Source organism: Bradyrhizobium sp. 187, from assembly GCF_023101005.1.
In the GTDB taxonomy this organism is placed as follows: Bacteria; Pseudomonadota; Alphaproteobacteria; order Rhizobiales; family Xanthobacteraceae; genus Bradyrhizobium; species Bradyrhizobium canariense_D.
The window spans coordinates 3,226,741-3,241,526 of record NZ_CP064693.1 but is presented as its reverse complement, the minus strand read 5'-3'; the positions used below and the strand labels follow the sequence as shown (position 1 = coordinate 3,241,526).

13 protein-coding genes and 1 pseudogene are annotated in these 14,786 nt (G+C 65.0%); 3 read left to right on the top strand and 11 right to left on the bottom strand.

The features are described 5' to 3' along the window. Positions 1–9: 9 nt before the first annotated feature. The gene (locus IVB19_RS15275; protein ID WP_026233758.1) at positions 10–1,089 is read left to right on the top strand and encodes an alanine racemase; all 1,080 of its coding nucleotides are present in this window, start codon (positions 10–12) and stop codon (positions 1,087–1,089) included. Here the strand turns inward: IVB19_RS15275 and IVB19_RS15270 are convergent, their stop codons facing one another. Continuing rightward, positions 1,090–1,992, bottom strand: a complete 903-nt coding sequence (locus IVB19_RS15270) for a LysR family transcriptional regulator (RefSeq protein ID WP_204510951.1) — start codon at positions 1,990–1,992, stop codon at positions 1,090–1,092. Positions 1,993–2,083: 91 nt separating this feature from the next. Between IVB19_RS15270 and IVB19_RS15265 the strand changes: the two genes are divergently transcribed. After that, entirely contained in the window at positions 2,084–3,301 is a 1,218-nt protein-coding gene (locus tag IVB19_RS15265; protein ID WP_018459209.1) for an MFS transporter, read from the top strand. A gap of 9 nt (positions 3,302–3,310) precedes the next feature. Here IVB19_RS15265 and IVB19_RS15260 read toward each other — a convergent pair whose 3' ends face one another. The 8 genes and pseudogenes from IVB19_RS15260 to IVB19_RS15225 form a co-directional block, all read right to left on the bottom strand. After that, positions 3,311–4,537: a BaiN/RdsA family NAD(P)/FAD-dependent oxidoreductase gene (locus IVB19_RS15260; protein ID WP_083926554.1), complete on the bottom strand. Its 1,227-nt coding sequence runs from the start codon at positions 4,535–4,537 to the stop codon at positions 3,311–3,313. After that, on the bottom strand, positions 4,534–5,451 hold the full coding sequence (locus IVB19_RS15255) for an SDR family NAD(P)-dependent oxidoreductase (RefSeq protein WP_018459211.1): 918 nt from the start codon (positions 5,449–5,451) through the stop codon (positions 4,534–4,536). The genes IVB19_RS15260 and IVB19_RS15255 overlap by 4 nt, the downstream gene beginning before the upstream one ends. Positions 5,452–5,687: 236 nt before the next feature. Next, on the bottom strand, positions 5,688–6,167 hold the full coding sequence (locus IVB19_RS15250; RefSeq protein ID WP_018459212.1) for a MaoC family dehydratase: 480 nt from the start codon (positions 6,165–6,167) through the stop codon (positions 5,688–5,690). Continuing rightward, on the bottom strand, positions 6,168–7,886 hold the full coding sequence (locus IVB19_RS15245) for an AMP-binding protein (RefSeq protein ID WP_018459213.1): 1,719 nt from the start codon (positions 7,884–7,886) through the stop codon (positions 6,168–6,170). Then, positions 7,886–8,791: pseudogene (gene mmsB, locus IVB19_RS15240) on the bottom strand (3-hydroxyisobutyrate dehydrogenase); the annotation flags it as partial. The pseudogene mmsB and the gene IVB19_RS15245, both read right to left, overlap by 1 nt. 13 nt (positions 8,792–8,804) lie before the next feature. Then, positions 8,805–9,872 (bottom strand): enoyl-CoA hydratase/isomerase family protein, encoded by a 1,068-nt coding sequence (locus IVB19_RS15235; RefSeq protein ID WP_018459215.1) that lies wholly within the window; start codon positions 9,870–9,872, stop codon positions 8,805–8,807. Beyond that, positions 9,869–11,014, bottom strand: a complete 1,146-nt coding sequence (locus tag IVB19_RS15230; RefSeq protein ID WP_018459216.1) for an isobutyryl-CoA dehydrogenase — start codon at positions 11,012–11,014, stop codon at positions 9,869–9,871. Before IVB19_RS15230 ends, IVB19_RS15235 begins: the two co-directional genes overlap by 4 nt. 24 nt (positions 11,015–11,038) lie before the next feature. Continuing rightward, complete coding sequence (locus IVB19_RS15225; protein ID WP_018459217.1) at positions 11,039–12,535, bottom strand: CoA-acylating methylmalonate-semialdehyde dehydrogenase; 1,497 nt, start codon at positions 12,533–12,535, stop codon at positions 11,039–11,041. Positions 12,536–12,636: 101 nt separating this feature from the next. On the opposite strand from IVB19_RS15225, the gene IVB19_RS15220 reads away from it, so the two are divergent. Then, a complete protein-coding gene (locus IVB19_RS15220) occupies positions 12,637–13,545 on the top strand; it encodes a LysR family transcriptional regulator (protein WP_018459218.1) in 909 nt (302 codons plus the stop codon). Between the two features lie 3 nt (positions 13,546–13,548). On the opposite strand, the gene IVB19_RS15215 is transcribed toward IVB19_RS15220, so the two are convergent. Further along, positions 13,549–14,169, bottom strand: coding sequence for a TetR/AcrR family transcriptional regulator (locus IVB19_RS15215; protein ID WP_018459219.1), 621 nt, complete (start codon positions 14,167–14,169; stop codon positions 13,549–13,551). Between the two features lie 59 nt (positions 14,170–14,228). Continuing rightward, positions 14,229–14,768: a PaaI family thioesterase gene (locus IVB19_RS15210; protein WP_018459220.1), complete on the bottom strand. Its 540-nt coding sequence runs from the start codon at positions 14,766–14,768 to the stop codon at positions 14,229–14,231. Positions 14,769–14,786: the final 18 nt, after the last annotated feature.

Sequence of the window (14,786 nt, the reverse complement as noted above, 5' to 3'; positions counted from 1 at the left end):
GAGACTTCCATGACAACGACCCTTGCCGCCAAGATCGCCCGCGAATACGGCACGCCCTGCGCCGTTATCGACATGGACAAGGTAGAGCGCAACATCGCGCGGATTCAGAAGGCTTGCGACGACGCCGGGATCGCCAACCGTCCCCACGTCAAGACGCACAAGAACCCCACCATCGCGAAGATGCAGATCGCGGCCGGTGCCAAGGGCATCACGTGCCAGAAGCTCGGTGAAGCCGAGATCATGGCCAATGCCGGCATCGACGATATCCTGATCAGCTACAACCTGCTCGGCGAAGAGAAGATGGCGCGGTTAGGGGCGCTGCAGGCGAAGGCCAACATGACGGTCGCCGCTGACAATTCGACCGTCGTCGCCGGCCTGCCCAAGGCCGCCGCAGCCTCAGGTCGACCGCTATCGGTCGTGGTCGAATGCGATACCGGCCGCCAGCGCGCCGGCGTCGAGACGCCCGCCGAGGCGATTGCACTGGCGCAGAAGATTGCCGCATCCAAGGGCCTGCAATTCGCCGGCTTCATGCTGTATCCGACCGAGACTGGTTGGGCGGACGCCCAAAAATTCTATGACGAAGCTCTGGCCGGCGTGCGCGCACACGGGCTGGATGCAAAAATCGTCTCGACCGGCGGCACGCCGAACCTGAAGAACCTCGGCAAGCTCAAGGGCGGCACCGAGCATCGCTTCGGCACCTACATCTATAACGACCGCATGCAGGTCGCGGCCGGCGTCGCCACCTGGGACGACTGCGCGCTGCACATCTATTCGACCGTGGTCAGCCGCGCCGCGCCTGAGCGCGGGATTCTGGACGCCGGCTCAAAGACTCTGACGACGGACACCGGCGGCCTCGACGGCCACGGCCTCATCCTGGAGCACCCCGAAGCGAAGATCGCACGCTTCGCCGAGGAGCACGGCTTCCTCGACCTCTCCCGCAGCAACACCCGGCCTAACGTCGGCGACGTCGTGCGGGTCGTGCCAAATCATGTCTGCGTCGTCGTCAACATGATGGACGAAGTGGTGATGGTGCGCGGCGAGGAGATCATCGGCACGCTGCCGGTGGCGGCACGGGGGAAGCTGAGATAGCTAGCCCCCGATCAGTGCCTGGAGTTCCCGGACCAATCCGTCGCGAAAGAGTTTGATCGGCCGCTCCAGCCGACCGGCGGGGGCGCGATGCACCACCCAAGCGCGCACGGCGGGTTTGAAGTCGCGCGCGGCGACCGGCTTGAGCCTGTCGCGAAATGCGCTACGTTTCAGGGCGATCGGGGTGACCAGCCCGACGCCGAGGCCGCGCGACACCAGCGACAGGCGGAGCTCACTGTCCAGCGCCTCGACGGCGATGTTGAACGGCAGATGCGAGGCATCGAATTTTCGCTTCAGCGTATCGCGAAATCCACAGCCGTCCTGGTTGATCACCCATGACAGTTGGGACAGCCGTTCCAGGTCGACGGTGCGCGGGATCTTCATCTCGCGTGCGACGACGAAGACGACGGGCTGCGCGCCGAGATCGTCGGCCGCCAGATCGGCGGGCGGCACTGCACCGTCGGGGAGACAAATCGCGGCTGCATCGAGCTCGTTGCGGCAGACACGCTCGAGCTGGTTCGGCGACCAACCGGAGACCACCCGCACCGCCAGCGCGGGAAATTCGGCGCGCACCGCATCGAGTGGTGCGGTCAAGCCCGCTTCCGAGAGAAACGGCGTCAGGCCGAGCCTGAACTCGCCGCGGACCATTCCGTCGCTGGCAACGCCCGACTTGAGGTCGTCCAGCATCCTGAGCAGGCGCCTGCCCTGCTCGTAGGCCTCATGCCCCGCTGCCGTCGGCTTCAGGGGCTTCGAGAGCCGATCCAGAAGCTGCGCCCCCAACATCTCCTCGAGATTCTGGATGCGTCGGGTCACGCCAGGCTGGGTGAGATTGAGACGCGCCGAAGCTGCGACAATCGATCCGGTCTCGACCACGGCGACGAAAGCGACAAGGTCATGGGTATTCATAACAAACCCGCATATTCTTTATAGGCTTATTTGAATTGTAGCATATTGCTCGCTCCGCTTAAAGGGTCTCGCGCTACAGCTGCGAGGTCCCATGACTGTCTCCGAAACCATCAGGCCTGCGTCCCGAAACCAGCTCGCCGAGCGGCCGCTGATCTGGCTCGGCGCGATCACCGCCGGTGTCATCGTCACCAATCTGTTCGCGCCACAGATCCTGCTCGGCTTGATCGGCCGGTCAATGTCCATGCCGGCGTGGCAGGCGGGGCTGATCAGCACGCTGACCTTGCTCGGCTACGCACTCGGCCTGCTGCTGCTCGTGCCTCTTGTCGATCTGGTCGAGAACAGGCTTGTCATCCTCCGCACACTCGGCTGCGCGATCCTCGCCGCTCTCGCGACGGCGCTCGCGCCGACGCCTGCGCTTCTGCTGCTCGCCACCTTCATCCTTGGCGCCTGTTGCGCGGCGATCCAGATGATGGTTCCGCTGGTCGCATCTATGGTGGCGCCGGATCGCCGCGGTCAGGCCATCGGCGAGGTGATGGGCGGATTGATGATCGGCATCCTCTTGTCACGACCTGCGGCGAGCCTGATCGCCGATCTCTGGAGCTGGCGCGCCTACTATGTCGTTTCGGCCGCTCTGATGGCCCTGCTTGCCGGCGCACTCGCCCGTTACCTTCCAACCCTTCGACCGTCGGCACGCGCGAGTTACGCCGATTTACTGCTGTCCTTTCCAAGACTGCTGCGCGAAGAGCCGGTGCTGCGCGTGCGGGCCTGGACCGCCTCGCTTGTCATGGCCTCCTTCACGGCGTTCTGGTCGGCGGTCGCGCTGCGGCTGCCGGATGCGCCGTTCGACCTCGACGCCAAGGGAATTGCGGCTTTCGCGCTGATCGGTGTGGCGGGCGCCGCGGCGACACCGATCGCGGGACGCTGGGGCGACAAGGGCCGGGCGCGGCCGATGTTCTTTGCCGCCCATCTGCTCATCATCGGCTCGCTTGCGCTCTGTGCCTGGGCGAGCGTGCTTGAATCCCAGATCACCGGTCTGCTGGTACTGAGCCTCGGCACGATCCTGCTCGACGTCGGCATCACCACCGATCAGACGCTGGGCCGCCGCGCCATCAACCTGTTGCGCCCCGAGGCCCGCGGTCGCATGAACGGCCTGTTCGTCGCGCTGTTCTTCGTTGGCGGTGGCATCGGCGCGGCGGCGGCATCGCTGGCCTGGAGTTTTGGCGGCTGGACGATGGTCTGCGCGGTGGCGGCAAGCTTCGGCGTGCTCGGCCTCCTCACGGATCTCGCAACCCGGACCGGGACGTCATGATGCGGATGGTCAGGACGACAGTTGGACGAGCCGTCGCAACACACCCCTGCCCGCCGCAGCTCCCGTCGCGAACGAGGCCTGGAGCAAGTAGCCACCGGTCGGCGCCTCCCAGTCCAGCATCTCACCGGCCGCGAACACGCCCGGCAGTTTGCGGATCATGAAGTCCGAGTCGAGTTCGTCGAAGGAAATCCCGCCGGCGCTGGAGATCGCGCGCGCGATCGGCGCGACGCGTGTGAGCTTGACCGGCACGGCGTTGATGAGCTCCGCCAATCGCTCGGCCGATATTGCCGACAACGACTGGCCAGCACCGATGGTGGCCTCCTGCAGCAGCCCGACCGCGACCGGCGACAGCTGCGCAGCCTTGCGCAGGAAGTTGGAGAAGGATTGCTTGCCGCGCGAGGCGGACAGGCGCTTGACGAGTTCGCCATGATCGACATCCGGCCGCAACGCGACGTGCAGGACCGCTGCGCCGTTCGCTGCGATCGCCTCGCGCAGCTCGGCCGACAACGCATAGATCGTCCCGCCCTCGATCCCGCCGCTTGTGATCATGGCCTCGCCGCGGGCGCGGTGTGGGCCGAAGGAGAGCGTGATGCCCTTGAGCGGCTGGCCCTCGAAGCGCGTGCGGAAGATTTCGGACCATGCGACGGTGAAGCCGGAGTTCGCCGGCCGCAGCGGCGAGATCGCAACGCCTTTGTCGGCCAGGATCGTCGTCCAGCCGCCATCGGAGCCCAGTCGCGGCCAGCTGGCGCCGCCGAGTGCCAGCACTATCGCGTCCGCGGCGATGCCGTCTCCGCCGCCGGGTGGGTCAAAGACCAGTCGTCCGTCCCCGTCCCATCCCATCCAGCGCTGGCGAAACGCAAAGTGCACGCCGGCGGCATCGAGGCGTCGCAGCCAGGCCCGCAGCAAGGGCGAGGCCTTGAAGGCCTTCGGAAACACACGCCCGCTGGAGCCGACAAAGGTCGGCTCGCCCAGCGCCTCGCTCCAGGCGCGCAGCGCGTCAGGCGGAAACGCTTCGATCGCAGCCTGCAACCTCTGCGCCGCCTCGCGGTAGCGCGTGATGAACTGAGGCAGCGGTTCGCTGTGGGTGAGATTGAGCCCGCCGCGGCCGGCCATCAGGAATTTGCGGCCAGCGGACGGCATCGAATCGTAGACGGTGACGCGAGCACCACCCTGCACGAGCACTTCGGCCGCCATCAGACCGGCAGGGCCGGCGCCGATGACGGCGACCGCTGTCAGAGTTTTACCCCGGCGCGCGCAGCGGCTTGCGCCACGTATTTCTGCGTCTGCTCGAAAGCTCCCTGCAGCGCCTTCGCCTTTGACATGTCGCTGATCTCGGCGAAATGCGCCGCGACCGCATCCGGGGTCCACTCGGACTCCGGCAGGTTGATGCCTTCGCTCTCGACGATCTTGATCACCGCGAACGAGCCGGCGCCGGCGCCCATGATGGTGCGGGTCGGCGCGTCCTCGCTCAGCATGTACTCGACCGCGGGCGTGATCGCGTTCGGCTTCATCAACTGCAGCGCCTGCGGCGGCAGCAGCTCTTCCGTCATGCGGGTCGCTGCCGTCGGCGAGATGATGTTGACGCGGATGTCGCTCTTGCGGCCTTCTTCCGCCAGCACGTTCATCAGGCCGACCATGCCGGACTTGGCCGCTCCGTAATTGGCCTGGCCGAAATTGCCGTAGAGGCCGGAGGACGACGTCGTCAGGACGATGCGGCCATAGTTGCGATCGCGCATGCCGGCCCAGGCCGCCTTGCAGCAATAGAAGGTGCCGACGAGGTGCACGTCGAGCACCTTCTGGAAATCGGCCGCTTCCATCTTGCCGAACGACTTGTCGCGCAAAATGCCGGCATTGGCACACAAGAGGTCCACGCTGCCCCACTCCTTGGTGGCGCGCTCGACCATCGCGGTGACCTGCTCGAAATTCGAGACGTCGGCGCCGTCGGCCATGGCGGTGCCGCCCGCTTTGCGGATCTCCTCGACAACGGTCTCCGCCGGCGACAGCGAGCCGCCGCTGCCGTCGCGCGCGCCGCCGAAATCGTTGACCACGACTTTCGCGCCGCGGCTTGCCAATCCCAGCGCATGCGCGCGCCCCAAACCATTGCCCGCGCCGGTGACGATGGCGACGCGTCCGTCGAACCTGATTGCCATTGTGCTTCCTTGTGCTGTCTTCCCTTCTCCCCTTGTGGGAGAAGGTGGCGCGAAGCGCCGGATGAGGGATCTGTCTCGGCAGATGAGCGTGTGGAGAGATACCCCTCACCCGGCTTCATCTCGCTCCGCTCGATTTCGCCACCCTCTCTCGCGAGGGAGAGGGTTCGAGCGCACCGATTTGGACAACTTTTGAGCAGCGATGGGCTGCCGGGTCAAGCCCGGCAGCGACGGCCCACTCAGGCGAAATAGATCAACCCGAGCCAGTCCGCGACCAGCGCGGGCTTGTCCTCGCCTTCGATTTCCACGGTGACGTTGGTGCGCGACTGCAATTCATTCGGCTTGCGCAGCTTGGCTTCCGCCAGCACGAAACGGCCCCGAACGCGCTTGCCCGAGCGCACCGGCGAGATGAAACGCAGCTTGTCAAAACCGTAATTGACCCCCATCGTGGTGCCCGCGATGACGGGCATCACCTCGTAGGACATAATCGACAGCAGCGACATCGTCAGGAAGCCGTGCGCGATGGTGGTGCCGAACGCCGTCTCGTTCTTCGCACGCTCCGGGTCGACGTGAATGAACTGGTGATCCTCGATCACGTCGGCATAGGTGTCGATGCGGGGCTGATCGACCAGGTGCCACGACGACACGCCGATCTCCTTGCCAACCATGGCCTGATAGGCGTCCAAGGAAATCGGCGGCTTCTTCCAGACTTCGTTCACTTAGGTCTCACTCCGTGTTTTCGGCAGCTCCGGAAAGTCCTCTTCGCGGAATTCCCGGCCGCGCAGGGCATCATTGCGGTCGTCGTCACGCTCCAGCCGTCTCAGCTGAACGCGGCGGATCTTTCCCGAGATCGTCTTCGGCAGCTCCGTGACGATCTCGAGGCGCCGGATGCGCTTGAACGGTGCAAGGCGCGTGTGCAGATGCCTGAAGATGGAGAGCGCCGTCTCCGGCGAACGCTCCGCACCGGATGTCAGCAGCACATAGGCCTTGGGGATCGCGAGCCGGATCGGGTCCGGGCTCGGCACCACGGCAGCTTCCGCGACGAGCTCGTGCTCGAGCAACACGCTCTCGAGTTCGAACGGGCTGATGCGATAGTCGGAGGATTTGAATACGTCGTCGGAGCGGCCGACGAAAGTGAGATAGCCATCGTCATCCTCGAACACGACGTCACCGCTGCGATAAAGCTCGCCTTCGGCGCCGGACAGCCCACCGTCGTCGCCCTGATAGCCCTGCATCAGGCCGGCGGGGCGGTTTTCGCCGAGCACTAGAGCCACCTCGCCCTCTTTGGCCGGATGACCATCGGCGTCGCTGACCTGCACGCGATAGCCCGGTAGCGGCCGGCCCATCGAGCCGACCTTGATCTTTTGCCCCGGCGAGTTGCCGGCCAGCGCCGTGGTTTCGGTCTGGCCGTACCCGTCGCGGATGGTGAGGCCCCAGGCGGCCTGCACCTGCTCGATCACTTCAGGATTGAGGGGCTCGCCGGCGCCGCAGACCTCGCGCAAGGCCACCTTGAACGACGCAAGATTCTCCTGGATGAACAGCCGCCACACCGTCGGCGGCGCGCACAGCGTGGTGACGCCGCAGCGGCCAATGGTGGCAAGCAGCCCCTTGGCGTCGAAGCGCGGCTGGTTGACCACAAAGACGGTCGCGCCCGCATTCCACGGCGCAAAGAAACAGCTCCAGGCGTGCTTGGCCCAACCGGGCGAGGAGATGTTGAGATGGACGTCGCCGGGCTTCAACCCGATCCAATACATGGTCGAGAGATGGCCGACGGGATAACTGCGCTGGCTGTGCCGCACCAGCTTCGGCTTTGCCGTGGTGCCCGAGGTGAAATAGAGCAGCATCGGGTCGTCAGCGTTGGTCGGGCCGTCGGCTGCAAAGCTCTCCGACGCCCTTGCGGCGTCATCATAGGAAAGCCAGCCATCGGAGGCCTCGCCCACGACGATGCGGACGATATTATCGGCGCCAAGACTTGCGAACTTCGCAACCTGGTCCTGCGCGGCCACCACCGCCTTTGCCTTGCCGCGATCGAGCCGGTCGCGCAGCTCGTCGGCGGTGAGCAGCGTCGTCGCGGGAATCACGACGACGCCGAGCTTGATCGCGGCCAGCATCGTCTCCCACAGCGGAACGACATTGCCGAGCAGCAGCAGGAGATGATCGCCGCGCTTCAAGCCTTGCGCGCGGAGGAAGTTGGCGACCTGGTTGGAGCGGCGCGACAACGCCCCGAACGAGAGCTTGGTCTGCCGATCCTGCGCGGCATCGACGATCCAGAGCGCAGGACGATCCTTGCTGTCCGCATTCGCCGCTAGCTCGGCATCGAACCAGTCGAGCGCCCAGTTGAAGGGAATCGGATCCGGCCAGCGGAAGCCCTTGACCGCTGTCTCATAGTCCGTGCGGTTGTGAAGCAGAAACGCGCGCGCTTCCTGAAATGTCGTCATTAGGCTTTCCCGGCCAGCTCCCTAACGTGCTCGATAATTCCGGAAAAATCCACCCCGCCCTGGCCGGCTGCGTCAAAGGCCTGATAGATTTCCTGCGCATGCTTGCCGAGCGGCGTCGCCGCGCCGGCGGCCTTGGCGGCGTCCTGCGCCAGTGTCAGATCCTTCACCATCAGTGCCGAGGCAAAGCCCGGCTTGTAGTCGTTGTTGGCGGGCGAGGTCGGCACCGGCCCGGGCACCGGACAATAGGTCGTCAGCGACCAGCACTGGCCCGACGAGGTCGAGGCAACGTCGAACAGCGCCTGGTGCGAGAGCCCGAGCTTCTCGGCCAGCGCGAACGCCTCACTCACGGCGATCATGGAAATGCCGAGGATCATGTTGTTGCAGATTTTTGCCGCCTGGCCCGCGCCGGCACCGCCGCAATGCACGATCTTCTTGCCCATGTTCTCCAGCACGGGCTTTGCCGCTGCAAACGCGTTGTCCTCGCCGCCGCACATGAAGGTGAGCGTCGCACCCTTGGCTCCGCCGGTGCCGCCGGACACCGGCGCGTCGACCGAAAGCACGCCGTGCTTGGCCGCGAGCGCATGCGCCTGCCGCGCGCTCTCGACGTCTATGGTGGAGGAGTCGATGATCAACGCGCCCTTGGTCATCGCGGGAACGACCTCGCCCCACACGCCGAGCACATGCTTGCCGGCCGGCAGCATGGTGACGACCACATCGGCACCTTTCACGGCGCCCGCAGCGCTCTCTGCGATGCCGGCACCGTCGGCCTTGGCCTGGTTGCGGGAGGCCTCGGCGAGGTCGAAAGCGACGACCTTGTGGCCGGCCTTGACCAGATTGGCGGCCATGGGGCCGCCCATGTTGCCGAGACCGATGAATGCGATCGTGGCCATCTTGGTTTCCTCCGCTTGAAAGACGTTGTTAGTTGAACTTCAATTCGTCGGCGCCAATCTCGGCGAGATAGTGCGCAAGCATGTCCGGCGTGACGTCCTCGATTCGCGACGGCGACCAGGTCGGATTGCGGTCCTTGTCGATCACGGCGGCGCGCACGCCTTCGCGAAAGTCGTCGCTGCGGAAGACTTCCAGCGCAGCCCGATATTCGCGCACCAGGCATTCTTCCAGGCTCGACGCGGTGCGCGCGAGCCGCAGCAGCTTGAGCGTCACCACCATGCCGCGCGGCGATTTTTCGTTGAGCGCCTTCAACGTCGCCAGCGCGAACTCGGAACCGTCGCGCTTGAGCGCGGCAAAAATGTCTTGCATGCGGTCGAAGCCGAACAGTGCGTCGATCGCCGGCTCCTTTGCGGCGACCGGCCCCGCGATCTCCCCGGTCGCAAAACCGTTGATGAGCTTGCTGACATCGGCCGCGGTGACGCCCTGGCGAACTTTGGTCAGCGCGTCGCGCAACTCGGGCCATTTGGCCGCCGATACCACCGCGTCGGCAAACCTGGCATGGATCGCATCGGGGCCGTTCATGGTCTGGCCGGTCAGGCCGAAATAAGTGCCGATCTCGCCCGGCGAGCGTGACAACAGCCAAGTGCCGCCGACGTCGGGAAAGAAACCGAGCCCGACCTCGGGCATCGCAAGCCTCGTACGGTCAGTCACGATTCGATGGCTCGCATGCGCCGAGAGTCCGACGCCGCCGCCCATCACAATGCCGTCCATGAAGGCGACATAAGGTTTCGGGAATTTCTTGATCCGGGCGTTGAGGATGTACTCTTCCCGCCACAGGATCTTGCCGAGGTCACCATTGACCTTCGAACTTTCCCAGAGCGCACGGATGTCGCCGCCGGCACACAAGCCACGCTCGCCGGCACCTTCCAGCACGATCACGGCAACGGCGGGATCGGCCTCAAAACGGTCGAGCGCCTTGTCGATGTCGCGAAACATCTCCAGCGTCACGGCATTGATCGCCTTGGGGCGGTTGAGCCTGATAAATCCGGCCGAGCCTTCGACCCATGCGACCAGATCGCCTTCCTCCGCTCCACTCATCGGGCGCCCTCGATCAATTTGCGCGCCACGATCAGCCGCATGATTTCGTTGGTGCCTTCGAGAATCTGGTGCACGCGCAAATCGCGCACGATCTTCTCGATGCCGTATTCGCTGAGATAGCCGTAGCCGCCGTGCAGCTGAAGCGCCTGGTTGGCGACCTCGAAGCCGGCATCGGTGCCAAAGCGTTTGGCCATCGCGCAGAGCATCGTGGCGTCGGGATCCTTGCGGTCTAGCGCCGCCGCTGCGCGCCACAGGAACGTACGCGCGGCCTCGAGCTCGATCGCCATGTCGGCGAGACGGAACTGCAATGCCTGGAATTCGTCGAGGCGTTTTCCAAAAGCCTTGCGCTCTTTCATGTAGGAACGCGCCTTGTCGAGCGCGGTCTGCGCGCCGCCTAGTGAGCACGCTGTGATGTTGAGACGCCCGCCGTCGAGGCCTGCCATCGCGATCTTGAAACCGACGCCCTCCTCGCTCAGCCGGTTGGCGACCGGCACGCGGGCGTTCTCGAAGATCACGGCGCGGGTCGGCTGCGCGTTCCAGCCCATCTTGCGCTCGTTGGCGCCGAACGAGACGCCCGGCGTGTTGCCGTCGATGACCAGCGTCGAGATGCCGCCGGGGCCATCGCCGCCGGTGCGCACCATCGCGACCAGGAGATCGGTCCCGCCGGCGCCGGAGATGAACTGCTTCTGGCCGTTGAGAACGTAATGATCGCCGTCGCGCACGGCACGGGTGCGGAGCGCTGCCGCGTCCGAGCCGGCGCCGGGCTCGGTCAGGCAGTAGCTCGCGATCAGCTCCATGGTGCAGAGCTTGGGCAGCCATTTGTGGCGCTGGGTGTCGCTGCCGTAGGCATCGATCATCCACGACGCCATATTGTGGATGGAGATGAAGGCCGAGGTGGTCGGACAGCCCGTCGCCAGCGCTTCGAAGATCAGCGCCGCGTCGAACCGTGTCATGGCGGAGCCACCCACATCCTCGCGGATGTAGATGCCGCCCATGCCGAGCGTGGCGGCCTCGCGCATCACCTCGACGGGAAAATGCTTCTCCTCGTCCCAGCGCAGCGCGTGCGGCGCGATCTTTTCCGCCGCAAACGCCAACGCCATGTCGCGAACCGCGATCTGATCCTCGTTCAGAGCGAACTGCATCTGTTAGCTTCGCTCCAACGACGGTTACTTCATCAGCGGGATCGAGAACTCCGCGCCTTCCTTGACGCCGGACGGCCAGCGCGAGGTCACCGTCTTGGTCTTGGTGTAGAAGCGGACCGAATCCGGGCCGTGCTGGTTGAGATCGCCGAAGCCCGACTTCTTCCAGCCGCCGAAGGTGTAATACGCAATCGGCACCGGGATCGGCACGTTGATCCCGACCATGCCGACGTTGACCTTGGCCGCGAAGTCGCGCGCGGCGTCGCCGTCGCGGGTGAAGATCGCAACGCCGTTGCCGTAATCATGCTCCGACGGCAGCGCCAGCGCTTCCTTGTAATCGTGCGCGCGCACGACCGAGAGCACGGGGCCAAAAATCTCTTCCTTGTAGATCCGCATGTCCTTGGTGACGTTGTCGAACAGCGAACCGCCGAGATAGAAGCCGTTCTCGTAGCCCTGCATCTTGAAGCCGCGGCCGTCGACGGCGAGCGTCGCGCCTTCCTTGATGCCGATGTCGATATAGCCCTTGACCTTCTCGACCGCCTCGCGCGTCACCAGCGGACCGTAATCGGCGGAGGGATCGATCGAGGTGCCGATCTTGAGACTCTCGACGCGCGGGACCAGCTTTTCCATCAGGCGGTCGGCAGTGGCCTTGCCGACCGGAACCGCGACTGACACGGCCATGCAGCGTTCGCCGGCCGAACCGTAGCCGGCGCCGATCAGTGCGTCGACTGCCTGGTCCATGTCGGCATCCGGCATGATGATGGCGTGGTTCTTGGCGCCGCCAAAACATTGGCAGCGCTTGCCGGTCTGGGCGGCGCGCTCGTAGATGTATTGCGCGATCGGGGTGGAGCCGACGAAGCCGACGGCCTTGATGTCGGGATCGTCGAGGATGGCGTCGACCGCTTCCTTGTCGCCGTTGACGACATTGAGGATGCCGGACGGCAGGCCCGCCTCGATCATCAGTTCGGCAAGCATCATCGGCACGCCGGGATCGCGCTCCGACGGCTTCAGGATGAAGGCGTTGCCGCAGGCAATCGCAGGAGCGAACTTCCACATCGGAATCATCGCCGGGAAATTGAACGGCGTGATGCCGGCGACGACGCCGAGCGCCTGGCGCATCGAATAGATGTCGATGCCGGGGCCGGCGCCTTCGGTGTACTCGCCCTTCATCAGATGCGGAATGCCGCAGGCGAACTCCGCGACCTCGAGGCCGCGCTGGATGTCACCCTTGGCGTCAGGAACGGTCTTGCCATGCTCGCGGGCAAGCAGTTCGGCCAGCTTGTCGTAGTCGCGCTGCACCAGCTCGACGAACTTCATCATGACGCGAGCGCGGCGCTGCGGGTTGGTCGCGGCCCATTCCGGCTGCGCGGCGCGGGCGTTTTCCACGGCGGCGCGAACCTCGGCCTTGGACGCCAGCGCCACCTTGGCCTGAACGTCACCGGTCATCGGCTCGAAAACGTCGGCGGTGCGGCCCGAGGTGCCCTTGACCTCCTTGCCACCAATGAAATGTCCGACTGAACGCATGGAATGGTCTCCTTGAGGCGAGCTTGAACGCTTTGACAAATCCTATCGACCTGCATTTTATAGGATTCAAGTCTGAGATAATGCACCATAGATGTGCGAAAATGCTGGATCAAGGCGCTATCGACTGGGACGACTTCCGGTTCGTGCTGGCCATCGTGCGGGGCGGCTCGGTTTCGGCTGCGGCAAAACAGCTCGGCGTCGACCATGCCACCGTGATCCGCCGCGTCGACCGGCTGGAGAAGCACCTCTCGGCCAAGCTGTTTGACCGGCGCAAGACCGGCTACCTGCTGACAGAGGCCGGCCAGCGCGTCGCCGACAGCGCGGAAGCGATGGAATCGACCATCGTCGCCAACCAGGAGCAGGTCGGTGGCTCCGTGGCGCGGCTGACCGGCACGGTGCGGATCGGCGCGCCGGACGGTTTTGGCACCGCCTTCCTGGCGCCGCGACTGGCGCCGTTCGCGGACCGGTATCCCGATCTCGACCTGCAACTGGTGGCCACCGCGCGGCTGTTCAGCCTCTCCAAGCGCGAGGCCGATATCGCCATCAGCCTGACCATGCCGAAGGAAGGCCGCATCGTCGGCCGCAAGCTGCTCGACTACCGGCTCGGACTCTATGCCGCGCCCGCCTATCTCGACCGCTTCCCGAAAATCACCTCGCGCGAGGTCCTGCCGCAGCATCGATTCGTCGGCTATATCGAGGAGCTCTTGTTCACGCCCGAGCTCGACTATCTGCCGCAGGTCTCGCCGAAGATCTCCGCGCGCTTGCGCAGCGCCAATCTGATCGCACAACTCAACGCCACGCTCGCCGGCTTCGGTATTGCGGTGCTGCCGCACTTCATGGCGGCCGACTATCCGCAGCTGATTGCGGTGCTGGCGGAAGAGGTCTCGATCACCCGCACCTTCTGGATGCTGATGCACGCCGACAGCAAGGACCTCGCACGCATCCGCGCGGTGGCGGATTATATTTCCGAGATTGTGGAGCGCGAGCGGGCGTTGTTTGCGGGGCTCTGAAGCCTAGCTCTGCTTCGCCTTTTTCGCCGCCGCAGCCTTCGGCTCACGCCGCGCGCCGTCCAGCGCGCTGTCCTTGCCCGTCTTCAGCACCTCATCCGACAGCTCGCTCGAGCCGGCAATGCGCGCGAGCAACATGGTGCCGGCCATGGTCGCCAGCGTCGCGATCGCCTGCTTGCGCGCGGCCTTGCGCGGCAGATTCGGGATGAAGTCCGTGATCATCTCGATCATCTCGTCGAGCTTGCCGGCAAAGGCCTTTCGCGTCTTCGGGCTCTCTCGGGCGATCTCGGCGCCGAGCGCGGGGATCGAGCAGCCGTGACCGGGGTTGTCGCGATGCACCGCGGAGAGATAGGTCTCAACGATCTGACTGAGCTGCTTCTCCGGCGTGACCTGATCGGATTGCTTGCGCCAGTGCTCCATCGAGCGATCCATAGCGTAGCCAAACGCCTCGATCACCAGCGCCTCGCGGGAATCGAAATGGGCGTAGAAGCCGCCATGGGTCAGGCCCGCTTCCTTCATGAGGTCGGCGACACCGATGCCGTGGGCGCCCTTTTCGCGCAGCCGCACGGAAGCCTTCTTCACGATGCGGTCGTGGGTTTCCTGCTTGTGTTCCCGGGAATAGCGCATGCGGATCTCATTGGATGTCGGGGGTCATCTAATAACACGGATATCGGCCGGACGGCGCATTAATTCCCGGTAAAATTGTTGCCGATCATGGAAAAGGTCGCCGTTGCGTGCACCGCAAGCGCCCCCTTACCGTCGCGGACAAATCCCTCGGCGTAGCTGGTCTGGCGTCCCAGCTTGATCACCTTGCCTTCGGCGGAGATCAACCCGGACCGGACCGAGAGCGGACGCAGGAAGGTCATTTTCAGATCGAGGGTGACGGAGCCCTGCCCGGGCTCCAGCCGGGTCGAGATCGCACACCCCATGGCGGTGTCGAGCAGCGCGGCGGCTGTGGCCCCGTGCAGGAGGCCTATGGTGTTTTCGAGATCCTCGCGCGGCTCGAGTTCCATGACGATCCGGCCCGGCTCGACCACGGCCATGATGAAGCCGATCAGCTTGGCAAAGGGTGGCGGCGGCAGCCTTCCGTCGCGGATGCCCAGCATCGCATCCATGCCTGACAGGCCCATCGCCACTTTCGCAACCGGCGCAGGCACCTGCCATTCAACCACCCGCTCGCGCCGGCCCGCAGGCGAAAACAGGTCGAGTTGATCGATGTCGGTCATCGCGGCCTCTTTTGTATG